Genomic DNA, 23,618 nt, shown 5'->3' with positions numbered 1-23,618 from the left:
GCAGAAATAGAAAAGGGAAGCCAAAGTGGCTTCCCTTTCGTTTTTATAGTGATAACGAAAATTATCGGTCGAACGTAAATTGCCCAACTTTCTTCTCTAGGTCTTGAACGATAGATACTTGAGATAACGCTTCTGTTTCAGATTGCTCAGCTTGGTTGTTTGTTTGGTCAGCTAACTCTGTAACTTGGTTGATGTTTCTATCGAGCTCTTTTAGTGTTACAGCTTGTTCTTCTGCTGCAGTTGAAATTAGATGTGACAAGTCTTGAATCTCAGCCATGGTGTTTTCGACTTCTGTGATTGTCTCGTCCGCTAAGGTTGTTTGTTTGAGACTGTCACTCACCAATACTTCACTTTGTTTGATTGCGTTCACAGCGACTTTAGAGTCATCAATCATAGAATTGATTTTGTTCTGTATCTCTAATGTCGATTGTTGAGTTCGAGTCGCTAAAGAACGAACTTCGTCTGCAACAACCGCAAACCCTCGGCCTTGATCACCAGCGCGTGCGGCTTCAATAGCGGCGTTTAGTGCCAGTAAGTTAGTTTGTTCCGCAATGGCTGTGATTGTGTCTATGATGCCTTCGATACTTTTAACACCTTCATCAAGTTTGTCGATGGCGCTAATTGTCTGTTCAGTTTGGGCAACCATCTGTTCGACGCTATCTCGACTTGAACCGACTTGTTTTCGACCTTCTCTCGATAGGTTGCCAGCGGTCATGATCTTATCGTGCGTCGCTTCAGTATGACTTGCTACTTCACCCGCTGTAGAACTCATTTCGACAAGTGCTGCCGCAATAGCTTCTAGTTCAGCTTTTTGGCGCTGGACAATTTCACGCGTCATTGTTGAAGAATCAGTGACTCGTTTTACTGAGGTATCGACTTGATGGGCAGAGCTTTCTATATCAACTACAATACCTTTAAGATTGGTTGCTACGGTATCCACATAGTGACTCAAACGTCCGAATTCATCATCAGATTTGCTCGATGAGCGAAGACTTAAGTTACCTTCAGAAAGCGCGTTTAGCCCTTCCATTAATTGATTAATTGCATTTCGAATATAACGAGTTAACCAAAATGAAACGACCGCAATACCTATCATAATCGAGATACCAACAATCATGATGGTTTGGCTTTGTGTGTCGACAGCATCATTAATGTCACTTGATAAACGATTATTTTCCTCAAATGCACTAGAGAGCAGTATGTTTGTATTGGTGCCCGCCTCTTCAAGCAGAACTTTGAATTGTTCGAATGACTGGGTTTGTTGCCCTACAATTTCAAGTTTTTTCTGTTGGATATTGAGAAGACCATTCTCGCCTTCGATTGCATCCATTAATGATAATGTAAGCGCAGATAACTCACGAACAAAGTTTTGAAATCCAGACTCTTGCGTGGCGAAAATCAGCGATGGAAGAAGGTTTGAGTGGCGATTTTGCCAAGATACAAAAAGATTTTTTTGTTCGTTCAGCTCTTCGAGAGTAGCGGCATGCCCCAATCGTTCGATAACCCACATGCCATTGGTAATTGATGCGTCAACGGCATTGATGGTGGAGATGACCATCTCATCTTCTTGCTCAAGCAATGTATTTTGTGCCAGTGGGACGATTTCACTTTGCAATTTTTTCAATTGGTTGATAACTGACGCACCCATCTCTTCATAGCTAACGATCAAATTCTGACCGTTGGTTATCTCAGTGCCGAGCGTGTTAAGTGATTCAATATTTCTTGATAGCTCTTCAACTGTACTTCTAAATGGGCCGTTCACTCCTTCTTGGAGAGGAAAACGACTTACTGAGGCGTTCAATTGATTTGAAATGAAAGTGATGTTTTCAACTTGTTGTTTGAGTTGTTCAGTTGTTTTTGAAGACATTAACTCGATATAAGCGGGCTCATAACTATGAACCAGTTGGTTTATTTGAGAAGAGAACATAACAACAGGAGTCGATTGTGTGTTGATAACGTCTAGCCCTTCAGAAACACGAGTTCCATTGTTATAACTCATCACAATCGTACCAATGAACATAACACCTATGACTAAAAAACATAGGATGATCTTAGTCGTTAAATTCACGCTAAATTTAAGACTGGATGCAGCACCCAAGGATATTGTGTTGGTCATCATCTACTTCCCATATTGACTATTGATAGATTGGTTACTGGTGAAAAATTTACTTGGAAATTTAAATTAGATTCTGTGTAAATGTAGTCTATATTTTTATTAATAGTAAAAATTGAGAGAAATATTTATGTGTTTAACGAAGGCAGCAACATTGAATCACTGGTTTGGATCAAAAACGTGGAGAAAGGGCTTGTTGCCTCTTTTCTCGAGTTCGATACTTTTTACTCCTTTTGCAAATGCTATAACTGAATTGAATATTGCCACTATTGATAGTGGGCATATTTCTGTAATGAAAAAATTGACCAGTGAGTTTGAAGCAGATTATCCAGATATTGCGCTCAATTGGCATGTTTATAACGAAGGTAGCCTAAGAATGCGGGTTATCGCGGATATCGCATCGCAAGCGGGTAATTATGATGTGATGACGATTGGTATGTATGAAACGCCGATTTGGGCAGAACGAGGGTGGTTAAAAACGCTAACGCCATCTAAAGCCTATCAGCTCGATGACATGCTGCCTGCAATTCGAGATGGCCTCTCATATCAAGAAAAGCTTTACGCTGCTCCGTTTTATGGTGAGAGCTCAATGATCATGTATCGCAAAGACTTGGTCGAAAAAGCAGGTATGAGCATAAATGATCGTCCAACTTGGGATCATATTCGCGATGTTGCAAAAGCGATTCATGATCCGAGTAATGAAATATACGGTATTTGCTTACGAGGCAAGTCCGGTTGGGGTGATAACGGGGCGATTATTTCTACCATCTTAAATAGTTTCGGTGGTCGATGGTTTGATATGGATTGGCAGCCACAAATTACGTCGCGAGCATGGAAACAAGCGATTAACTTTTATATTGATTTATTGAACGACTATGGTCCACCGAATTCACAAAATAACAGTTTCCCGGAAATCCTGTCCTTGATGCAAGAAGGGAAATGCGGAATGTGGATTGATGCATCGGTCGCGGGTTCATTCGTAACCGATAAAAAGAAAGCTAAATTCGCAGATCAAATGGCATTTGCCCAATCTCCGGTGAAAGCAACTTCTAAAGGAGCAAACTGGTTATGGGCTTGGGCATTTGCGATTCCAGAAGGGACGAAAAAAGCGGATGCAGCACAGAAATTTATTAATTGGGCAACATCGAAGCAGTACATTGAGCTGGTAGCATCTCGTGAAGGGTGGGGAAGTATTCCGACAGGTACTCGTACTTCGACCTATGAAAATCCCGAGTTTTTAAAGGTGGCTGGGCAATTTGCGGAAGCAGAGCTTAAAGCCATCAAGTCCGCTAACCCGCTTGATAGTACAATGCTACCATCACCGTACACCGGCGTTCAGTTTGTTGCGATTCCTGAGTTTGTCTCAATCGGTGGAGTAACGATGCAGAAAATATCGGAAGCTTTAGCGGGTGACACATCGGTAGAACAGGCTTTATATAGCTCACAAAAATACGCTGAGCGAGAAGTGAGAAGAGCCGGCTATACTCAATCCCCTCAATATCCTCAACCAACGAGTGATGATTGATTGGCGAAGTAGCATAAAATATTAATAGAATATAAACGGGAAGCCTACAGATTTGGTAAAGTAGACTTCCCGTTTTTTGTTAGGTTAATGCACAATTACGCTTTGTAGCTGTCTTTATCTAGTTGGTACTTTTGCATTTTATCGTATAACGTTTTACGTGGTAGATTTAGTTTTTCCATTGTCTCTTTAATTCCTCCATTGCACTCAATCAATGCTTGTTCTATTGCTGCTTTTTCAAACTCAGCAACTTGATCAGCAAGGCTTGTTATATTTGAAGGTTGAGATTCAGTATTGCTATCGGCGATTTGCATCAACTTTCCTAATAATACATATCGTTCAGCCGCATTGCGTAACTCTCGTACGTTCCCTGGCCAATCGTTAGAAATTAAGCGTTGAAGATCTTGATTCGAAATAGCGTTCGCCGCTTTGCCATAACGTGCAGCAGCGACCAGTAAAAAGTGGTGAAATAGCCCTGGTATATCTTCTTTACGTTCTCGTAGGGGCGGCAAGTTCAGCGTGACGATATTAAGTCGATAATAGAGGTCTTGTCGAAAAGACCCTTCCAAGGCAGCTTGAGTAAGGTCGACTTTGGTTGCGGCAATAACACGAATGTTCAATGGTATAAGTTCATTAGAGCCAATAGGTTCGATTACACGCTCTTGCAATACGCGAAGTAATTTGATCTGAGCTTGCATCGGCATCGATTCGATTTCATCCAAAAATAGTGTACCGCCTTGAGCATGTTCTACTTTACCAATGCGTTTTGTTTCAGCTCCAGTAAATGCGCCTTTGATATGACCGTAAAGTTCACTTTCAATTAGATTTTCTGGCACTGCGCCGCAGTTAACCGCAACGAAATTATTTTCGCGGCGAGAACTTTGTTCATGTAGCGAACGAGCTACCAGTTCTTTCCCAGTGCCTGTTTCGCCAAATAGCAGGATATCGGCTGCCGTATCTGCAATGTGCGTAATGGTCTCTTTCAGCTCTTGCATACAGGGCGTTTCACCAATAATTCTAGGGCCAAGAGTTTGGCTAGCTTTGAGTGAACGTTTCAATTTTTCGTTTTCTAATGTTAACTGACGACGCTCTTTTGCTCGGTTAACCGTTTCGATGAGCCTTTCAGGGGCAAATGGTTTTTCAATGAAATCATAGGCACCATCGTGCATCGCTTGAACGGCCATCGAGATATCGCCATGGCCTGTGATTAAGATAACCGGGATATCTTTATCCTGAAGATGGATAGAGTCGAGTAAGTTCTTTCCACTTATGCCGGGTAGACAAATGTCGGTAACGACAACCAAAGGAGGCTGATCGCTTTTCATGGCTACCAGTGCATCTTCGGCGTTTTCAAAAATTTGAGCTCTGATATCAGCCAATTCAAAACTTTGTTCTATTGCGATGCGAATATCGGTTTCGTCATCGATGAAATATACGTCACTCATAGCACGTCCTTCGAATTAGCTTTGTGTAGGTTTTTCTGAATTGGGTTCTGGAATGATCGGCAATATTAGGCTAAATCTAGCCCCTCCAAGTTCAGAGTTGGAGGCGGTAATTTTTCCATTCATACTCTGGGCTATTTGCTGTGAAATAGATAGCCCGAGTCCCAAGCCATTTTTCTTCGTGGTGAAAAAGGGCGCAAATATCTGTCCGACGATAGTCTCGTCAATGCCTTCACCATTATCGTCGATATGAATTGATATCCAATTATTATCATATTCGATTGAGAGTTGAACGTCCTTTTCCTCGGTTTGAGAACAGGCTTGGATTGCATTGGCAAACAAATTAATTAGAACTTGCTCTAACTGGATGGGATTCACGGTTATCCACAGAGGTTGCTCTGGAAGTTGAACACTAAACTCAACGAAGCTTGACTTAAACTGTCCTTGCATCAACTCCTTGGCGGAAAGGATGATTGGTTTTAGTTGTACATTCACTTTTTCATCGCCATCAGATTTTCGCGCAAATGATTTCAATTGCATACTGATTTTAGCAATGCGTTCGGTGAGTGCTGAAATGCGCTGCAAGTTATCGTCTACTCGCTCGTACTTTTCGGAATTGAGAAAACGGCGTGCGTTATCGGCAAAGCTGCGTATCGCGGCGAGTGGGTTATTGAGTTCATGGCTGATACTGGCAGACATTTGACCAAGCACCGCCAATTTAGCGGCTTGAATTAATTCATCTTGGGTCTGACGCAATTGTTCTTCTGTTTTACTTCTTTCTCTAATTTCTTCATGAAGCTCTGAGGTCCGTTCTAAAACGAGATATTCGAGTTTTTGCTTAGCTTCGGATTGTAATTGATCAAATTGACGTTGTTTGAGGCGACGATGGTAGCTAAGTAATAGGATTAGGTAGGCAATTGCAAACGCCATACTGCACCAGATGACATAAGCAAAGCTGTCCCAGAATATTTCAGTTTTTGGTGTCAACACTCGGATGGTTAATGGAAGATCACTCAACGTGCGACTCGTCACTACAAAATCGCCTTCTATCCACCCCTTATTTGGGTTGACCCATTCACTGTGAGAACTATCGAGATCGCCCTTTAGGTTGAGAGAGGTAATGGTTTGGCCGATATAGCGTTGAGATTGATTGATGTTTTCCAATGCTTTTGAAGACAGAGGTGCGATACTTTTAAACAACCATTCTGAGCGGCTGGACATGAAAATAATGTTATCGTTATCCGTGGCGACAAAATAGCTAGTGTCGCTTTGCCAATTCTCTTCAATCGAAGATATGTCCATTTTCACAACGACAACTCCGAGGGTTTCTGCTGCAAAAATTATGGGCGACGAATAGTAGTATCCACGTAGAGCGGACGTTGATCCGAGAGCAAAATATTGACTATTTTTACCTGATATTGCTTCTTTAAAGTAGGGGCGCCAACTAAAGTTTCGTCCTACGAATGATCGCTCTAAGTTCCAGTTACTTGAAGCTATCGTGGCAGCCTCGGTGTTGAGTAGATAAGTGTCTGACGCTTGAATGGTATTATTGATCTGTTCTAGATAGCGATTGGTAATATCGACTTGAGCGGAGTTTGATGGATTTGATAAAGCTTCAATCAACTTACGGTCGCGAGCGATGAGCTGGGGAATATGTGCATATTTTTCAAGACGAGCTTCGATGTGACTTGAAAAGCGGTCGAGCTGAGAGTGGTGATCTTGAATTAACGCATTATAACTGTATTTCCATACCGCATTCGCTCCCAAAGATGCAAATAGAAAATAGGCTAAAAATAAAGCGATACTTTCTCGACGAATAGATAATTTCAAGGCAGATTCCAGAAAACGTTTTTAATAGTAGATATTACGACTTTCATCGCCAAGCTTCACTTTCCATAGATATGGAACTGCAAAAATAGGAGCCAGATCTCTTTTTATCTATTTGTTCAAAAAAAAAGAGAAATAGCATTGAAAATGGCCGTACCGCCCCAATCTGAGAGCAGTATGGATTGATATTATTGAGATTCACTTCTCTTTAATGATGTATTTGGAATAGAGATTTGCCACGATAGGGTGTTTAGCTCGACAGTTGTAAATATGGTCGTTAGAATATCGCGTCTATGAAATTGTCATCGTTCTGTCTTGTAACTTATTCATTGCAGATCGACAGTTTGGCAACCGTCGGACAACAAATTTCTATTTTAAAATTTAGGTACCGATTAAGGTGCGATATACGGATTTGAGTCTTGATTATATCGACAATCGGGATTCACGATACTCAGATTACCTGAGCCAGTTTTGAGGTTTATATACAATGCAAGTTACTGTTGAAACACTAGAAGGCCTAGAGCGCGGTCTTACTATTACCGTTCCTGCTAAAAGCATCGATGATGCGGTTAATGCAGAGTTACGCAACATCGCCAAGAATCGTCGTTTCGACGGCTTCCGTAAAGGCAAAGTGCCAATGAAAATGGTTGCTCAAATGTATGGTTCAGCAGTGCGTCAAGATGCTCTTGGTGAAGTGATGCAACGCCACTTTATTGAAGCAATTGTAAAAGAGAAAATTAACCCAGCTGGCGGTCCTACTTTTACACCTGTTGAAAACGAAGCAGGCAAAGACCTTGTTTTCAAAGCAACATTTGAAGTTTACCCAGAAGTTGAGCTTAAAGGTTTAGAAAACATCGAAGTTGAAAAACCAGCTGTTTCTGTAAAAGACGAAGATGTTGCTGAAATGATTGAAACTCTACGTAAGCAACAGTCTGAGTGGATTGAAGTAGACGCAGCTGCAGAAGAAGGCAACCAAGTTACTATCGATTTCGTTGGTTCTATCGATGGTGAAGAATTTGAAGGTGGTAAAGCAGAAGCGTTCCCACTTGAAATGGGTCAAGGTCGTATGATCCCAGGTTTTGAAGACGGTATCCAAGGTAAAACTAAGGGTATGGAATTTGAAATCGATGTGGACTTCCCAGAAGATTACCATGCTGAAAACCTTAAAGGTAAAGCAGCTAAGTTCTCTATCAAAATCCTTAAAGTTGAAACTCGTGAACTTCCAGAAGTTAACGATGAATTCGTTGCTAAGTTCGGTGTAACTGAAGGCGGAATCGATGCACTTAAAGCTGAAGTTCAGAAAAATATGGAACGTGAGCTTAAGCAAGCAATTAAACAGCGTATCAAGCAACAAGCTATCGATGGCTTAGTTAAAGAGAATGATATCGACGTACCAAGCTCTTTGATTGATCAAGAAATTGATGTTGTTCGTAAGCAAGCAGCTCAGCGCTTTGGCGGAAATCCTGAGGTTGCTGATCAGCTTCCACGTGATCTTTTTGTCGATCAAGCTAAGCAACGTGTCGTAGTTGGTCTATTATTAGGTGAAGTCATCAAAGCTGGTGAAATTAAAGCGGATGACGAAAAAGTGAAATCACTGATCGAAGAGTTAGCATCAGCCTATGAAGATCCATCTGAAGTTATCGCTCATTATGAGCAGAACGAACAGATGATGGACAATATGCGTAATGTTGCACTTGAAGAGCAAGCGATTGATGCTATTTTAGATAAAGCTAAAGTGACAGAAAAAGAGATGCCTTTCAACGAGCTAATGAACTCTGAAGCTGCAGCTTAATAGGCAAATTGTAGCGTAAATAGTTGACTTATAGGCAACTATTCTGTTAACAATGGTCCGTATGATCCCCATCATCCGGGCCATTTATTTTAGGGATAAAGATTATGAGTTACCAAGAAAGAAACGCAATGTCTCCAATTGTTGATGCACTAGTACCAATGGTCGTAGAACAAACCTCTCGTGGTGAACGTTCTTATGATATCTATTCTCGTCTTTTAAAAGAGCGTATTATTTTCTTGACTGGTCAAGTCGAAGACCACATGGCAAATTTGGTTTGTGCACAGCTTCTATTTTTAGAATCTGAAAATCCTGATAAAGATATCTATCTCTACATTAATTCTCCTGGTGGAAGTGTGACGGCTGGTATGTCTATCTACGACACTATGCAGTTTATCAAGCCAAATGTTAGTACAGTATGTATGGGGCAGGCATGTTCTATGGGGGCATTCTTACTCGCTGGTGGAGCACCAGGTATGCGTTTTGTACAGCCTAATTCTCGCGTAATGATTCACCAACCGCTAGGCGGCTTCCAAGGTCAAGCATCTGATATTCAAATTCATGCCCAAGAGATATTAACCATTAAAAACCGATTGAATTCTCTATTAGCTGAGCACACTGGTCAGCCGCTAGAGGTTATTGAGCGTGATACAGATCGTGATAACTTTATGTCTGCGCAAGACTCAGTTGACTATGGTTTGGTTGATGGCATTCTGACTCACCGTGGCGCACAGTCTTGAGTTAATCCAACGAATTGAATAACGCAATTTTAAGAAAATTGTTATACACTCAAATTATTAAATAATAGCTAAGAGGCTAGCGAATGACAGATAAAAGCAAAGAGGGCGGGAGTAATAAATTACTGTACTGTTCTTTCTGTGGCAAAAGCCAGCACGAAGTTCGTAAACTCATTGCAGGTCCTTCTGTATACGTGTGTGATGAATGTGTCGATTTATGTAATGACATCATTCGAGAAGAAGTCAAAGATGTTGCACCACAGAGTAGTACAGAGGCATTACCAACGCCACGCGAACTTAGTGAGCATCTCGATGATTATGTGATTGGGCAAGAACACGCCAAAAAGGTATTAGCTGTCGCAGTATACAATCACTATAAACGGTTACGTAATGGTGATAAAACGGAAGATGGCGTTGAACTCGGAAAGAGTAATATCCTCTTAATTGGCCCTACCGGTAGTGGTAAAACGTTATTAGCAGAAACCTTAGCTCGTTTTCTTGATGTACCATTCACTATGGCTGATGCAACGACATTAACCGAAGCAGGGTATGTTGGTGAAGATGTTGAAAACATCATTCAGAAACTACTTCAGAAATGTGATTACGATGTATCGAAGGCTGAACGTGGCATTGTTTACATCGATGAGATCGACAAGATTTCTCGTAAGTCAGAGAACCCATCGATTACTCGTGATGTTTCGGGCGAAGGTGTTCAGCAAGCACTATTGAAACTTATCGAGGGCACTGTTGCTTCTGTTCCTCCTCAAGGTGGTCGCAAACACCCACAGCAAGAATTTTTGCAGGTTGATACCTCTAAGATTCTGTTTATCTGTGGCGGCGCATTTGCGGGCTTAGACAAAGTCATTGAACAGCGTGTAGAAACAGGTACTGGAATTGGTTTTGGTGCAGAAGTGCGTTCTAAGAGTGACGAGAAAACCGTCGGTGAACTCTTTACACAAGTAGAACCACAAGATTTGGTTAAGTTTGGATTGATTCCTGAATTTATTGGACGTTTACCGGTAACGGCGACGTTAACTGAGTTGGATGAGTCCGCATTGGTTCAAATCTTATGTGAGCCGAAAAATGCATTAACTAAACAGTACGCAGCATTGTTTTCGCTTGAAGATGCTGAGCTTGAATTCCGTGAAGATGCTCTGCAGGCGATTGCTAAGAAAGCAATGGAACGTAAAGCTGGAGCCCGTGGACTTCGTTCGATTTTAGAAAGTGTATTATTGGAAATAATGTACGAATTGCCTTCTAAAACAGACGTAAGCAAAGTTGTTATTGATGAATCGGTAATTAATGGAGAATCTGAGCCATTACTTATTTATTCTGGTTCAGAAAATCAAATTGCAAGCGGCGAGTAATCGTTGCAAATAAAAAAAGGAGGCAAATATGCCTCCTTTTTTAATTCTTTCATTGAATCCAGTCTGTTAGCCCCCATATACAATTTTATATCATAAAGCGGAAGAGAGAATAATATGAACTTGGAACGTTCTGAGCGTATCGAGATCCCTGTATTACCACTACGTGATGTTGTGGTTTATCCTCACATGGTCATTCCGTTGTTTGTTGGCCGCGAGAAATCTATCCAGTGCCTTGATGCGGCAATGGATAACAATAAACAAGTATTACTTGTTGCTCAAAAGCACGCAGATACAGAAGAGCCTTCAGTCGACGACCTCTATGAAGTAGGTACCGTTGCGACAATTCTTCAATTACTGAAGTTACCTGATGGTACAGTGAAAGTATTAGTGGAAGGCCAGCAACGCGCAAAAATTCATTCCTTTGTCGAAGAAGATTACTTCTTTGCTCAAGCAGAATACCTGGTTACGCCAGAGCTTGATGATAAAGAACAAGAAGTCATCGTTCGTAGTGCAATCAACCAATTTGATGGCTTTATTAAGCTAAATAAAAAGATTCCACCCGAAGTGCTTACTTCATTGAATGGGATTGATGAAGCGGCACGTCTAGCCGATACGATTGCAGCACACATGCCATTAAAGTTGGACGATAAGCAATCTGTATTAGAAATTATCGACGTGACCGAACGTTTAGAATTTTTAATGGGGCAAATGGAATCAGAAATCGATCTGTTACAGGTTGAAAAGCGTATTCGTAATCGCGTTAAAAAACAGATGGAAAAGTCTCAGCGCGAGTATTATCTCAATGAGCAAATGAAGGCGATTCAAAAAGAATTAGGTGACATGGATGATGTTCCTGATGAATTTGAAGCACTTCAAGCAAAAATTGATGCAGCGAAAATGCCAAAAGAGGCCAAAGAGAAGACTGAGCAAGAGCTACAGAAGTTGAAGATGATGTCTCCAATGTCAGCTGAAGCAACTGTGGTTCGTAGCTATATTGATTGGATGGTGAGTGTTCCTTGGACTAAACGATCAAAAGTGAAGAAGGACCTTTCTAAGGCTGAGGAAATACTAAATTCAGATCATTACGGCCTAGAGCGAGTAAAAGAACGAATTCTTGAATATTTAGCGGTTCAGAGCCGAGTGAATAAGCTAAAAGGCCCGATTCTTTGTTTAGTCGGTCCTCCTGGTGTTGGTAAAACCTCTTTAGGGCGTTCAATAGCAGCGGCTACCGGGCGTAAGTACACTCGTATGGCTCTTGGTGGCGTTCGAGATGAAGCCGAAATACGTGGTCACAGACGTACTTATATTGGTTCATTGCCAGGGAAACTGATTCAAAAAATGGCAAAAGTTGAGGTTAAAAACCCGCTTTTCTTACTTGATGAAATCGATAAGATGTCTTCTGATATGAGAGGAGACCCATCTTCTGCATTGCTAGAAGTTCTCGATCCTGAGCAAAATAATTCGTTCAATGATCACTACCTAGAAGTCGATTATGACCTTTCGGATGTGATGTTTGTTGCGACGTCAAACTCGATGAACATTCCAGGGCCTTTATTGGACCGTATGGAAGTGATTCGTTTATCGGGTTACACCGAAGACGAAAAACTGAATATTGCTAAAGACCATTTGGTGGCGAAACAGATAGAGCGAAACGGCTTGAAAGCTGCTGAAATTAATATTGAAGATTCAGCAATTATGGGTGTGATTCGTTATTATACTCGTGAAGCGGGTGTACGTAGCTTAGAGCGTGAAATATCTAAAATCTGCCGTAAAGCCGTGAAGAAAATTCTGCTAGATAAGAAACTAAAATCTGTGACGGTTAATCAAGATAATCTAAAAGAGTTCCTTGGCGTCCAGAGATTCGATTACGGAAAAGCTGAAAACAATAATCGTATCGGCCAGGTGACAGGCTTAGCGTGGACAGAAGTTGGTGGAGAACTCCTTACTATCGAAACTCAAGCGATGGTAGGTAAAGGTAAGCTAACTCAAACAGGCTCTCTGGGCGATGTTATGCAAGAATCTATTCAAGCGGCGATGACTGTAGTTCGCTCCCGATGTGAAAAATTGGGAATCAATCCTGATTTTTATGAAAAGCGTGATTTGCATGTCCATGTTCCTGAAGGCGCGACGCCAAAAGATGGCCCAAGTGCTGGTATCGGCATGTGTACAGCATTGGTGTCTAGTTTGACGGGTAACCCTGTTAAGGCAGAAGTCGCGATGACGGGCGAAATTACTCTTCGTGGTGAAGTACTACCAATTGGTGGCTTGAAAGAAAAACTGCTCGCTGCACACCGTGGTGGAATTAAAACAGTCGTCATTCCAAAGGATAACGAACGTGACTTGGAAGAGATTCCAGACAATGTTATAAGCGACTTGAAAGTGATTCCTGTCCAGTGGATTGATGATGTGCTTAAAATAGCGCTAGAGCAAGACCCATCAGGGCTCGAACTTACTTCTTAAAGAGTGATATACAGCAAAAATACTTAAACTCTATGCTGATAAGTCAAAAAAAGACTTGTCAGCATTTTTGTTGGGAGCTAACGTTAGCGATTGTTGCCGAACTCCAAGAACTTCAAAGTGTTAAGCAACTTTAAATCAATGGAACGAAAAGCCAAAAATATAATTATCAAAATTGGCATAGAGGGGAATTAAAAAGTGAATAAAACACAATTAGTAGAACAAATAGCAGAAAATGCAGATCTATCTAAAGCTTCAGCGGGTCGTGCACTTGATGCATTGATTGACGCAGTTGGCGGCGCTCTAGAATCAGGGGATCAAGTTGCGTTGGTTGGATTTGGTACATTTAGTGTACGTACTCGTGCAGCTCGCACTGGCCGTAACCCTAAAACAGGTGATGAAATTCAGATTGCTGAAGCAAAAGTTCCAGCATTCAAAGCAGGTAAAGCACTTAAGGAAGCCTGTAATTAATCAATAATTGATTAATTATTCAGCAACAAGACGAAATTAAGTCGAACCTTTTGAAAATATGCGCATCATAGTGATGCGCATTTATTTTTTCTGATATTATCGTCAGACTTATTTAAGCCAATAGACGTTTTTGGCTTCGTATTCGGAGAACAAACTAATTATGATGGATCGATTGCGTGAAGGTGCTAACAGCATAGCCATAAAGGTTATTTTAGGCCTAATTATGGTTTCCTTTGTCTTTGCTGGTGTTGGCAACTACTTAGTCGGTGGCGGCAATAACTCGGCTGCGGAAGTTGCAGGCGTTAAAATATCACTTAACGAATTCGAACAAGCGTATCAAAATGAACGTAGCCGAATGCAATCTCAATTAGGTGATTATTTTTCTAATCTACTTGCTGATCCAAGTTATGTTGCATCATTTCGTCGCTCGATACTTGATCGCATGGTAAATGATGTTTTGCTTGAAGAGCATGCAAAAACACTTGGTTTGAGCATCAGTGATGATCAAGTTCGTAAGGCGATTCTAGAGATGCCTTCTTTTCAGTCTGATGGAAAGTTCGACCAAGAAATATATCAAGCTGCATTACGCCGTGCCGGTTATAGTGCCGATTCTTTTGCTGCTTATCTACGCAGTGATTTGTTGCGTCAACAATTGGTTGGGGCTGTCGAAGAAACAGAGTTTGCTTTATTAAGTGAAGCCCAAGCTCAAGGGCTATTATTATCTCAAACTCGCACCATTAAAACGGTCGCGATTAAACAAGATTCGTTTGCTGAGAAAGTGACTATTTCCGATGAGGAAGTTGAAAGTTACTACAATACTCATCCGCAAGAATTCACTCGTCCAGAGCAATTTAAATTAGCGTATTTATTACTGTCAGCTGAAGGTTTGAAACAAACAATTGAAGTGACGGATGAAGAAGCGAACCTTTACTATGAAGAACACATTGAGCAGTATTCAACGAAAGCGCAACGTCGTGTTAGTCATATCCTAATTCAAGGTGATGATCAGTCTGTTGCTGATGCGGTATTAGCTAAGGTTAATCAAGGGGCAGACTTTGCTGAGTTAGCTGCTAGTGAATCACAAGATCCAGGTAGCAAAGACTCCGGCGGCGATCTTGGCTGGATTGAAAAAGGTGTCATGGATGCAGATTTTGAATCGGCAGCTTTTGCATTAGTGAATGTTGGTGATGTTTCTGGTGTTGTTAAGTCTAATTTTGGCTATCACATTATAAAGCTTCTTGATGATAAACCAGCGCAAGCGAAACCACTTTCTGATGTTAAAGACGAAGTCATTGCTCTTGTTAAAGATCAAAAAGCCGTTGATACCTTCTATGAGTTACAAACAGAACTAGAAAAAGTCGCGTTCGAGTTCCCTGATTCATTAGAGGAGTCTGCAAAGGTTACGGGTGCAGGAGTGGTTCAAACGGATTTTGTTTCAATCAATACATTACCAGCAGAGCTATCTAGTAATGCAGTAGTGGAAGCGATTAATCACCCTGAAGTTAAAGAAGACCAGCTAAATTCTAACGTGATTCAACTCGCACCAGAAAGTGTCGTTGTTGTAAGGGTCGATGAGCTACGTCCAGAAACTGTATTGCCAATCGAAGAAGTGAAATCGACAGTTGAAAGTGAGTTAACTGCTTCAAAAGCTGAAGCAGCTGCTAAAGCATTTGCTGATAAGATTTTGGCACAACTTAAAGACGGTAACCAAGAAGGGTTGGCCGAAAATGAGTTAAGTTTTGGTGAAGAGGAAGTGATCGATCGTAACTCACCTCTGGCAGAAGCAATTTACGCTTTGAAGAAGCCAGTTGATGGTGAGCATGTGTATGCTCAAGCAACCTCGCCAGAAGGTGAAATTTTGCTAGTTGAATTACTTGATGTGAATGCTGAAAACAACGATGAGCTGAATGAACAACTTATGGGACAGTTGGAGCGTTTAAATAGTCAGCAAGATATCGCTGGGTTAGTTAGCGTACTTCGTACAACGAATGATATTGAGTATCACCTATCGAGCGAATAGGGTATACGATGTAATTGAGTTGTTTATCAAAAAGGATCACATTCGTGGTCCTTTTTAGTTTCTAAGGTTGGTACTGGGGCAAAACAGTATTGTGATTATTATTGCTATGAACCTAAATAAGGAGCAAAGCAATGAAACACACTTTAATTATATTTAAACTCATTCTTTCTACCGTATTGTTTGCGATGTTTACGCCCACTAGTTATGCAGTGGGTGATAGTGCAAGCCCACAAATTATCGATATGGTTGAATATTCGGTTAACGTGAACACGGCGAATGCAGAAGAAATGGCGACGCTTTTAAAAGGTATCGGAGCGAAAAAAGCGCAAGCCATCATAGATTATAGAGAAGCGAATGGCCCATTTACGGATGTTACCCAATTGACCAATGTAAAAGGAATTGGGCCAAGTTTGATTAACAACAACCGTGACAATCTGTCAGTCAAGTAGTTGAAACTGATTTGTTAAAGGTCGCTGTCATTTAAGCGACCTTATTCTGTCTATTCCACATAAACATCATTAGTTTGACAATCGTCGGTAGCCCCCTTCGATAATTCCCCTTATAATCGCTGCCAACTATTAAACTCATTCATAATGACTGATACGGAGTACAAACATGTCCTCTCGAACACCCGTGGTGACGGTAGACGGGCCGAGTGGTGCTGGTAAAGGCACGCTTTGCATGTTGTTGGCAAAAAAACTTGGTTATAACCTTCTGGATTCTGGCGCTTTATATCGCGTGCTGGCTTTAGCGGCGATTCATCATGGCTTTGATACTGACTCTGAGGACGACTTGGTTCCTCTAGCTACGCATCTTGATGTGGCATTTGTTTCCGATGGCGACCTGGTTAAAGTTATTCTAGAAGGTGAAGATGTATCGAACGATCTTCGTAAAGAAGAAACAGGTATGGCAGCCTCTAAAGTTGCGGCACTTCCTAGGGTAAGAGAGGCTTTATTGCGACGCCAAAGAGCATTCGCAAGCGATAATGGTTTAGTGGCGGATGGCCGTGATATGGGTACTGTGGTCTTTACGCAAGCTGATGCTAAAATTTTTCTTGATGCCAGTGCCGAAGAGCGGGCTAGAAGAAGACAGAATCAGTTGCAACTCAAGGGCCTAGATGTTAAATTTGACGCCCTTTTGAGCGACATACAAGAACGTGACGATCGCGATCGCAATCGAGCCGTGTCTCCATTGCGACCTGCAGACGATGCACTGGTTCTTGACTCAACATCAATGTCTATTGACCAAGTTGTTGAAAAATCACTCGAATATATCAAATCTAAACTAGCGGAATAATTTTATTTACCGTTAGTAGGACGTCGATCGCAAGGATGATGATTGGCGAATTTAATAACCCCACGCGGTAGGATACCCGTGGAAGTTTACATTTGAAGACTAAATAAATGACTGAATCTTTTGCTCAACTCTTTGAAGAGTTTCTAAACGAGACTGAATTCCACGTAGGTACCATCGTTAAAGGTACTGTAGTTGCTATCGAGAACGGCTTCGTTCTTGTAGACGCTGGTCTTAAGTCTGAATCTGCAATTCCTGCTGAACAATTCAAAAACGCTGCTGGCGAAATTGAAGTTGAAGTAGGTTCTGAAGTCGATGTTGCGCTAGACGCTGTAGAAGACGGTTTCGGTGAAACTCAACTTTCTCGTGAGAAAGCAAAACGTCACGAAGCTTGGATTGTACTAGAGAAAGCTTACGAAGAAGCTGAAACTGTTATCGGTGTTATCAACGGTAAAGTTAAAGGCGGTTTCACTGTTGAACTAAACGGTATCCGTGCGTTCCTTCCAGGTTCTCTTGTTGATGTTCGTCCTATCCGTGACACTGCTCACCTAGAAAACAAAGAGCTAGAGTTCAAAGTTATTAAACTTGATCAGAAGCGCAACAACGTTGTTGTTTCTCGTCGTGCTGTTATCGAATCTGAAAACAGTGTTGAACGTGAAGAGCTACTTGAAGCTCTACAAGAAGGTAGCGAAGTTAAAGGTATCGTTAAGAACCTTACAGACTACGGTGCATTCGTTGACCTTGGCGGTGTTGATGGACTACTTCACATCACTGACATGGCTTGGAAACGCGTTAAGCACCCATCAGAAATCGTTAACGTTGGCGACGAAATCCTAGTTAAAGTTCTTAAGTTCGATCGTGAGCGTACTCGTGTATCTCTAGGTCTTAAGCAGCTAGGTGAAGATCCATGGGTAGCAATCGCTAAGCGTTACCCAGAAGGTCACAAACTAACTGGTCGTGTTACTAACTTAACTGACTACGGCTGCTTCGTTGAAATCGAAGAAGGCGTTGAAGGTCTAGTTCACGTTTCTGAAATGGATTGGACTAACAAGAACATTCACCCATCTAAAGTCGTTAATGTTGGCGATGAAGTTGAGGTTATGGTTCTTGATATCGATGAAGAACGTCGTCGTATCTCTCTAGGTCTAAAACAGTGTAAGACTAACCCATGGTTAGATTTCGCTGATATGCAAGCTAAGGGCGATAAAGTTACTGGTAAGATCAAGTCAATCACTGACTTTGGTATCTTCATCGGTCTTGACGGTGGTATCGATGGTCTTGTTCACCTATCTGATATCTCTTGGAATGTTCCTGGAGAAGAAGCAGTACGTGAATATAAGAAAGGCGACGAAATCTCTGCAGTTGTTCTAGCAGTTGATGCTGATCGTGAGCGTATTTCTTTAGGCGTTAAGCAAATGGAAAATGACCCATTCAATGCTTACGTAGCTGACAACAAGAAAGGTGTTCTAGTTTCTGGTACTATTTCTGCAGTTGATGCAAAAGGTGCTACAATTGAACTAGAAGAAGGTGTTGAAGGTTACATCCGTGCTTCAGAAATCTCACGTGACCGTGTTGAAGATGCATCTCTAGTCTTAAACGTTGGTGATAGCGTTGAAGCGAAATTTACTGGTGTAGACCGTAAGAACCGCGTAATCAACTTATCTATCAAAGCGAAAGATGAAGCTGATGAGCAAGAAGCACTGGCTACTGTGAACAAAACAACTGACGAATCTTCGTTCGGTAACGCAATGGCAGACGCATTTAAAGCTGCTAAAGGCGAATAATTAAACTCGTTGAAAGGAGCCGCTAGGTTCCTTTCGGTTGGCTTGCGAAGATGTTGCTAAGTATTGAGGGAAACTATGACTAAATCTGAATTAATTGAAAGATTGTGTGCAGAACAAACTCACCTATCAGCAAAGGAGATTGAAGACGCGGTAAAAGATATTCTTGAATCTATGGCTACCACTTTAGAAAGTGGTGAACGCATAGAAATCCGTGGCTTTGGTAGTTTTTCTCTGCATTATCGTGAGCCCCGTGCGGGACGCAACCCTAAAACTGGTGATAAAGTTGAATTGGATGGAAAATATGTTCCTCATTTCAAACCAGGCAAAGAGTTGCGTGAACGTGTAAACGCTAGTTTATAATTTGTTTAATTAGTTAGTTTGATAAAAGGCGATATATCATTTTGATATGCCGCCTTTTTTGTTTTTAAACTTAACATTAGACATGGTGTGGCTAACGATTTTCCTGCATAATCTACCTAACAAATAAAGAAATAGGTATGCCATTATGAAAATTATAAAAATTATTTTAGTACTGATTCTGTTTTTACTTGCTTTGGCTCTTGGTTCGCAAAACCAAGCTGTTGTAGGTTTCAATTATTTAATTGCACAAGGTGAGTTTTATTTGTCTTGGTTGCTTGGTGGCGCATTTGTCAGCGGGTTTATCATCTCTTGGCTGATTTTTGGTAGCATGCACTTGCGCGCAAAACTTAAAGTTCGTAGCCTAACCAAGAAGCTAGAAAGAGCAACTGGTCAGAAAGCAGCGACAAATAAAAAATTACCAAAAGAAAGTTTGAACGCTGGATAAAAACTCACAATGTTAGAGATCCTCTTCTTGTTGTTACCCATTGCCGCCGTTTACGGTTGGTATATGGGTTACAGAAGTGCTCAACAAGACAAACAAAAACAGTCCCTTCAGATTTCCCGTCAATATGTGACGGGATTAAATATGCTCCTCTCTGATCAGTCTGACCAAGCGGTTGATCACTTTATCGAGTTATTGCAAGTTGACGACACAATTGATACTCACTTAGCTCTAGGCAATTTATTCCGCACTAGAGGAGAAGTTGATCGTGCAATTCGAATCCACCAGAGTCTAATCTCACGTTCTGGTCTAACTGTTGATCAAAAAAACCTTGCGTTACAGCAGTTAGCGAAAGACTACATGGTGACTGGGTTTCTTGATCGAGCGGAAAAAATATTTGAGCAACTGGTAGATGAACCAGACCACACCTCGATGGCTCTTAAGCAGCTAACCTTGATATACCAACAAACAAAAGAGTGGTACAAAGCCATTGAATGTGGCAATCGTTTGGTAAAACTCGGTCGAAATCGGATTAAAGCGGATATTGCTCATTTTTATTGTGAGTTAGCCGCAGAAGAGCGTTTCAATGGCGTGTCGAGTAAAGTGGTTAACTTCTATAAGAAGGCGCTGAATGAATATCCAGAGTGTGTTCGCGCCTCGATTGAACTTGGAAAACTGTATGTTGAGCAGAATGAATATGGCAAAGCGGTTACCCATCTTGAGTCTGTTTTAGAACAAGATGTCGATTTTGTTGGAGAAGTCCTACCTATATTGTCTGAATGCTATTCTCAGCTAGGTAACGAAGCAGCACTTGTCGAGTTCTTAAGACGCAGTATGGACAAAAATGCTGGAGCGTCGAGCGAACTCATGCTAGCAACATTGATTGAGCGATATGAAGGAAGTACGGCAGCAATCGATTTGCTTACAAAACAAATTGAAAAGAACCCGACGATGAAAGGTTTCTACAATTTAATTGGATACCATATTACCGATGCTGAAGAAGGGCGCGCAAAGCATAGTCTTTCAGCGCTTCAAGGTATGGTAGGTGAACATTTAAATGTTAAGCCTCATTATCGCTGTCAGAAATGTGGGTTTTCTCCCCATCGATTATATTGGCAATGTCCTTCTTGCAAGGAGTGGGGAGCAATAAAGCCAATTCGCGGGCTTGATGGCGAGTAATTTTAATCTGAAATAAGAAGTGTGTTTAGGAGCAGTAATGAACGATCCAAAAGTAATCGTCGCGTTGGACTATGAACAGCAAGCAGATGCGCTCGCTTTTGTTGATAAAATCGATCCAGCGAGTTGTCGTCTAAAAGTGGGCAAAGAAATGTTTACACTATTTGGACCTGACTTTGTTCGCCAACTGCATCAGCGTGGTTTTTCTGTATTTTTAGATTTAAAATTTCACGATATCCCAAATACGTGTTCTAAGGCGGTTCGAGCTGCTGCTGAATTGGGCGTGTGGATGGTCAATGTGCATGCCAGTGGTGGTGAGCGAATGATGAGTGCAGCACGAGAAATTCTTGAGCCGTATGGGGCGCAACGCCCATTGCTTATTGGTGTGACAGTTTTAACCAGTATGGAACAAACTGATTTAGCCGGTGTTGGCGTCGATGTGTTACCGGACCAACAAGTCATGCGTTTGGCTACGTTGACAAAAAATGCAGGGTTAGATGGTGTTGTATGTTCTGCACAGGAGTCTGCGCTGTTGAAATCAGCGTTGGGGGAAGAGTTTAAGTTGGTGACGCCGGGAATTCGGCCTGTAGGCAGTGTGGCGGGAGACCAACGTCGCATTATGACTCCAACTCAAGCTATCGAAGCGGGTTCAGACTATTTAGTCATTGGCCGCCCAATAACCCAAGCAGAAGTTCCAGCCTCCGTTTTAGAATCAATTAACTTATCGCTCGCATAGATCGTATAATAAGCATAAAAGAGCTACTTGTTAGCTCTTTTATCGTTCTAGTATCAGCTATTGTTATAAATCACTTCCCATCACCTTTTTTATTCATATCTAAATAACGATCAACTTTTGCAGCGGCTAATTAATTGGGTAGTGCAATTGTATTTTGATTCAGCGCAGTACAATTCTCATGCAACGGTATAACGTATTAGTAGATAATTGATTTTAATACAGATAAAAAGGCGTTTTTGATGTCGAGTTCATCATCACGAAACCTCCAAGATAGGCAACGCTTAGATCGTTCACAAGGCGCACTTGTTGGGCTTGCCGTGGGAGACGCGGTGGGAACTACTTTAGAGTTTCTTCCACGTGGTTCGTTTTCTCCTCTCACCGATATGGTTGGAGGAGGGCATTTCCGTCTTAAAAAGGGATATTGGACCGACGACACCTCTATGGCACTTTGTCTAGGCTACAGCTTAATTAAATGTGAATCTTTCGATGCTCTTGATCAAATGACACGGTATTGTAACTGGATGGATGCAGGCTATATGAGTAGCACCGGAAGTTGCTTTGATATTGGGGTAACAGTGTCATCAGCTTTGGCGCGATTTAAACAAAGTGGCGAGCCATATTCGGGCTCAGAGATGAAAATGAGTTCTGGTAATGGTTCGATAATGCGGCTCGCACCTGTGCCAATATTTTATCAGTATGACGTAGAAAGCGTTATTTTTTATGGTGGAGAGAGTTCACGAACTACTCATGCCTCTCCATTATGCATTGATGCGTGCTGTTATCTAGCGGAATTAATTGCCGCGCTAATTTCGGGTGGAGATAAAACGTCGATCTACAGTGGTCGTTTCCAACCAAAGACTGATGAAATCGCTCAATTTACCAGTGCTAAATTCCTCGACAAATCCTATCTGGACTTAGTTGGTAGTGGTTATGTGGTCCGAAGCTTAGAAGCGTCACTATGGTGCTTCTATCATGGTAATTCTTATGAAGAGTGTGTATTGGCTGCGGCTAACTTGGGCGATGATGCTGATACTACAGCAGCGATTACAGGGCAGCTCGCTGGAGCATTTTATGGATATAGCGGTATTAAACAAGAATGGCGAGAAGCATTGTATTGGCATAATGAAATTGTTGATCTTGCGGCTTCGCTCTTCCACTATTCACGTCAAGAGTATTGAGCTATTAGTATGGTAGATACTGATTTTCCAGTCTCTGCGGAGTACTTATTATCTCGTAATGAAACCGACATCTTGCGGTCAATTGTTACATCGTTAAATCACTGCAATGTACCATCGTTGTTGCTCGCCAGTCTCGTGTATCAACGGTATCCTATTCCTATTGAAATAGATGGTATTAGTGCGTGGTATTCAAAGTTTTTCGCATCTTTGGCCGATGTTCCTGAGGCAGAAGTTCGAGCTCATAATTTTAAACAATTTATGACTCATCGATTTAATTTGTCTAAAGAGCGCTATCAAAGTGATGAACTACGTGATGACCCACCACCTCGACCAAAGGTAAATTATCGCCGCTTGCTACTGGGATGGTTATTTGATTCTGACAACGAACAAGGTGCTGCATGGCGGAGTTGGGTTGAATCTCGCTTTGGGTTGGTAACTTGCTTTCATCAACAAGCGTTACCGGATCCAGATAGTTCTGAATATATGCGTTATCGTAACCAATGCACTAAAGCAATTTACAATACAAATACACTCTACGATCAATTGGATCTACTTTACTGCTTTTGCCAACAAGAGCTTAGATTGCGTTACCCTAACTGTGAACATATCACCTTATATCGAGGGAGCTATGAATTACCGAACTACTGTATTAATGGGAAAGATATTATTTTATTCAATAACCTTAGCTCATTCTCATTAGACGTCGAGTCGGCACTTCGTTTTGGCTCTAAGATTTATCAGGTGGAGGTTCCTTTATCCAAAATAGCTTGTTTTGAATCCCTATTGCCGAAGAGTTTAGAAGGCGAGCAGGAATTTATGGTGCTGGGCGGGCTCTATGTTGTGGAAAGGCTGAAGATTTAAGTATGAATAAAAGCGATAGAAAGTATTAAAAATAATGAGCTGC

The 23,618-nt window shown here is 41.5% G+C and carries 19 protein-coding genes; 16 read left to right on the top strand and 3 right to left on the bottom strand.

Annotation, left to right across the window (positions count from 1 at the left end; genetic code table 11):
• Nucleotides 1-61 precede the first annotated feature (61 nt).
• Nucleotides 62-2,119 carry a methyl-accepting chemotaxis protein gene (locus ACXJY6_RS04325; RefSeq protein ID WP_456051836.1) on the bottom strand — a complete coding sequence of 686 codons (2,058 nt, stop codon included), beginning with the start codon at nucleotides 2,117-2,119 and terminating at the stop codon, nucleotides 62-64.
• Between the two features lie 124 nt (nucleotides 2,120-2,243).
• On the opposite strand from ACXJY6_RS04325, the gene ACXJY6_RS04320 reads away from it, so the two are divergent.
• Nucleotides 2,244-3,638, top strand: a complete 1,395-nt coding sequence (locus ACXJY6_RS04320; RefSeq protein WP_458767503.1) for an ABC transporter substrate-binding protein — start codon at nucleotides 2,244-2,246, stop codon at nucleotides 3,636-3,638.
• Nucleotides 3,639-3,733: 95 nt separating this feature from the next.
• Here ACXJY6_RS04320 and ACXJY6_RS04315 read toward each other — a convergent pair whose 3' ends face one another.
• Together ACXJY6_RS04315 and ACXJY6_RS04310 are read right to left on the bottom strand one after the other, a co-directional pair.
• Nucleotides 3,734-5,080 (bottom strand): sigma-54-dependent transcriptional regulator, encoded by a 1,347-nt coding sequence (locus ACXJY6_RS04315; RefSeq protein WP_458767502.1) that lies wholly within the window; start codon nucleotides 5,078-5,080, stop codon nucleotides 3,734-3,736.
• 15 nt (nucleotides 5,081-5,095) lie between these two features.
• Nucleotides 5,096-6,907: an ATP-binding protein gene (locus ACXJY6_RS04310; protein WP_456051839.1), complete on the bottom strand. Its 1,812-nt coding sequence runs from the start codon at nucleotides 6,905-6,907 to the stop codon at nucleotides 5,096-5,098.
• Between the two features lie 484 nt (nucleotides 6,908-7,391).
• On the opposite strand from ACXJY6_RS04310, the gene tig reads away from it, so the two are divergent.
• The 15 genes from tig (at nucleotide 7,392) to ACXJY6_RS04235 (ending at nucleotide 23,575) form a co-directional block, all read left to right on the top strand.
• On the top strand, nucleotides 7,392-8,696 hold the full coding sequence (gene tig, locus ACXJY6_RS04305; RefSeq protein WP_456051840.1) for a trigger factor: 1,305 nt from the start codon (nucleotides 7,392-7,394) through the stop codon (nucleotides 8,694-8,696).
• A 104-nt stretch (nucleotides 8,697-8,800) separates the two neighbouring features.
• The gene (gene clpP / locus ACXJY6_RS04300; protein ID WP_456051841.1) at nucleotides 8,801-9,433 is read left to right on the top strand and encodes an ATP-dependent Clp endopeptidase proteolytic subunit ClpP; all 633 of its coding nucleotides are present in this window, start codon (nucleotides 8,801-8,803) and stop codon (nucleotides 9,431-9,433) included.
• Nucleotides 9,434-9,516: 83 nt separating this feature from the next.
• The gene (gene clpX / locus ACXJY6_RS04295; protein ID WP_456051842.1) at nucleotides 9,517-10,797 is read left to right on the top strand and encodes an ATP-dependent protease ATP-binding subunit ClpX; all 1,281 of its coding nucleotides are present in this window, start codon (nucleotides 9,517-9,519) and stop codon (nucleotides 10,795-10,797) included.
• Between the two features lie 114 nt (nucleotides 10,798-10,911).
• The gene (gene lon / locus ACXJY6_RS04290; protein WP_456051843.1) at nucleotides 10,912-13,257 is read left to right on the top strand and encodes an endopeptidase La; all 2,346 of its coding nucleotides are present in this window, start codon (nucleotides 10,912-10,914) and stop codon (nucleotides 13,255-13,257) included.
• 195 nt (nucleotides 13,258-13,452) lie between these two features.
• Nucleotides 13,453-13,725 carry a non-specific DNA-binding protein Hbs gene (locus tag ACXJY6_RS04285; protein WP_456051844.1) on the top strand — a complete coding sequence of 91 codons (273 nt, stop codon included), beginning with the start codon at nucleotides 13,453-13,455 and terminating at the stop codon, nucleotides 13,723-13,725.
• A 160-nt stretch (nucleotides 13,726-13,885) separates the two neighbouring features.
• Complete coding sequence (gene ppiD / locus ACXJY6_RS04280) at nucleotides 13,886-15,745, top strand: peptidylprolyl isomerase (RefSeq protein WP_458767501.1); 1,860 nt, start codon at nucleotides 13,886-13,888, stop codon at nucleotides 15,743-15,745.
• A 131-nt stretch (nucleotides 15,746-15,876) separates the two neighbouring features.
• Nucleotides 15,877-16,194, top strand: coding sequence for a ComEA family DNA-binding protein (locus ACXJY6_RS04275; RefSeq protein ID WP_456051846.1), 318 nt, complete (start codon nucleotides 15,877-15,879; stop codon nucleotides 16,192-16,194).
• A 166-nt stretch (nucleotides 16,195-16,360) separates the two neighbouring features.
• Nucleotides 16,361-17,041: a (d)CMP kinase gene (gene cmk, locus ACXJY6_RS04270; RefSeq protein WP_456051847.1), complete on the top strand. Its 681-nt coding sequence runs from the start codon at nucleotides 16,361-16,363 to the stop codon at nucleotides 17,039-17,041.
• Nucleotides 17,042-17,148: 107 nt separating this feature from the next.
• Nucleotides 17,149-18,822, top strand: a complete 1,674-nt coding sequence (gene rpsA, locus ACXJY6_RS04265) for a 30S ribosomal protein S1 (protein ID WP_456051848.1) — start codon at nucleotides 17,149-17,151, stop codon at nucleotides 18,820-18,822.
• A gap of 75 nt (nucleotides 18,823-18,897) precedes the next feature.
• The gene (ihfB, locus tag ACXJY6_RS04260; RefSeq protein ID WP_456051849.1) at nucleotides 18,898-19,182 is read left to right on the top strand and encodes an integration host factor subunit beta; all 285 of its coding nucleotides are present in this window, start codon (nucleotides 18,898-18,900) and stop codon (nucleotides 19,180-19,182) included.
• 145 nt (nucleotides 19,183-19,327) lie between these two features.
• Nucleotides 19,328-19,627: a LapA family protein gene (locus ACXJY6_RS04255; RefSeq protein ID WP_456051850.1), complete on the top strand. Its 300-nt coding sequence runs from the start codon at nucleotides 19,328-19,330 to the stop codon at nucleotides 19,625-19,627.
• Between the two features lie 9 nt (nucleotides 19,628-19,636).
• Nucleotides 19,637-20,803 (top strand): lipopolysaccharide assembly protein LapB, encoded by a 1,167-nt coding sequence (gene lapB / locus ACXJY6_RS04250; RefSeq protein WP_456051851.1) that lies wholly within the window; start codon nucleotides 19,637-19,639, stop codon nucleotides 20,801-20,803.
• 37 nt (nucleotides 20,804-20,840) lie between these two features.
• Nucleotides 20,841-21,536 (top strand): orotidine-5'-phosphate decarboxylase, encoded by a 696-nt coding sequence (gene pyrF / locus ACXJY6_RS04245; RefSeq protein ID WP_458767500.1) that lies wholly within the window; start codon nucleotides 20,841-20,843, stop codon nucleotides 21,534-21,536.
• 239 nt (nucleotides 21,537-21,775) lie between these two features.
• On the top strand, nucleotides 21,776-22,714 hold the full coding sequence (locus ACXJY6_RS04240; protein WP_458767499.1) for an ADP-ribosylglycohydrolase family protein: 939 nt from the start codon (nucleotides 21,776-21,778) through the stop codon (nucleotides 22,712-22,714).
• Between the two features lie 9 nt (nucleotides 22,715-22,723).
• A complete protein-coding gene (locus ACXJY6_RS04235) occupies nucleotides 22,724-23,575 on the top strand; it encodes an NAD(+)--dinitrogen-reductase ADP-D-ribosyltransferase (RefSeq protein WP_458767498.1) in 852 nt (283 codons plus the stop codon).
• Nucleotides 23,576-23,618 lie beyond the last annotated feature (43 nt).

The sequence above is a fragment of the Vibrio phycocola genome (assembly GCF_054404255.1).
This window is presented reverse-complemented; position numbering and strand designations above follow the sequence as displayed.

Excerpts from the sequence above, each read along its gene's own strand:
- ACXJY6_RS04315 (WP_458767502.1), bottom strand. The coding sequence starts at position 5,080 with ATGAGTGACGTATATTTCATCGATGACGAAACCGATATTCGCATCGCA.
- ACXJY6_RS04235 (WP_458767498.1), top strand. The coding sequence starts at position 22,724 with ATGGTAGATACTGATTTTCCAGTCTCTGCGGAGTACTTATTATCTCGT.
- clpP (WP_456051841.1), top strand. The coding sequence starts at position 8,801 with ATGAGTTACCAAGAAAGAAACGCAATGTCTCCAATTGTTGATGCACTA.
- lapB (WP_456051851.1), top strand. The coding sequence starts at position 19,637 with ATGTTAGAGATCCTCTTCTTGTTGTTACCCATTGCCGCCGTTTACGGT.
- ACXJY6_RS04240 (WP_458767499.1), top strand. The coding sequence starts at position 21,776 with ATGTCGAGTTCATCATCACGAAACCTCCAAGATAGGCAACGCTTAGAT.
- cmk (WP_456051847.1), top strand. The coding sequence starts at position 16,361 with ATGTCCTCTCGAACACCCGTGGTGACGGTAGACGGGCCGAGTGGTGCT.
- ACXJY6_RS04275 (WP_456051846.1), top strand. The coding sequence starts at position 15,877 with ATGAAACACACTTTAATTATATTTAAACTCATTCTTTCTACCGTATTG.
- ACXJY6_RS04320 (WP_458767503.1), top strand. The coding sequence starts at position 2,244 with ATGTGTTTAACGAAGGCAGCAACATTGAATCACTGGTTTGGATCAAAA.
- rpsA (WP_456051848.1), top strand. The coding sequence starts at position 17,149 with ATGACTGAATCTTTTGCTCAACTCTTTGAAGAGTTTCTAAACGAGACT.
- ACXJY6_RS04325 (WP_456051836.1), bottom strand. The coding sequence starts at position 2,119 with ATGATGACCAACACAATATCCTTGGGTGCTGCATCCAGTCTTAAATTT.
- ACXJY6_RS04255 (WP_456051850.1), top strand. The coding sequence starts at position 19,328 with ATGAAAATTATAAAAATTATTTTAGTACTGATTCTGTTTTTACTTGCT.
- ihfB (WP_456051849.1), top strand. The coding sequence starts at position 18,898 with ATGACTAAATCTGAATTAATTGAAAGATTGTGTGCAGAACAAACTCAC.
- pyrF (WP_458767500.1), top strand. The coding sequence starts at position 20,841 with ATGAACGATCCAAAAGTAATCGTCGCGTTGGACTATGAACAGCAAGCA.
- tig (WP_456051840.1), top strand. The coding sequence starts at position 7,392 with ATGCAAGTTACTGTTGAAACACTAGAAGGCCTAGAGCGCGGTCTTACT.
- ppiD (WP_458767501.1), top strand. The coding sequence starts at position 13,886 with ATGATGGATCGATTGCGTGAAGGTGCTAACAGCATAGCCATAAAGGTT.
- clpX (WP_456051842.1), top strand. The coding sequence starts at position 9,517 with ATGACAGATAAAAGCAAAGAGGGCGGGAGTAATAAATTACTGTACTGT.
- lon (WP_456051843.1), top strand. The coding sequence starts at position 10,912 with ATGAACTTGGAACGTTCTGAGCGTATCGAGATCCCTGTATTACCACTA.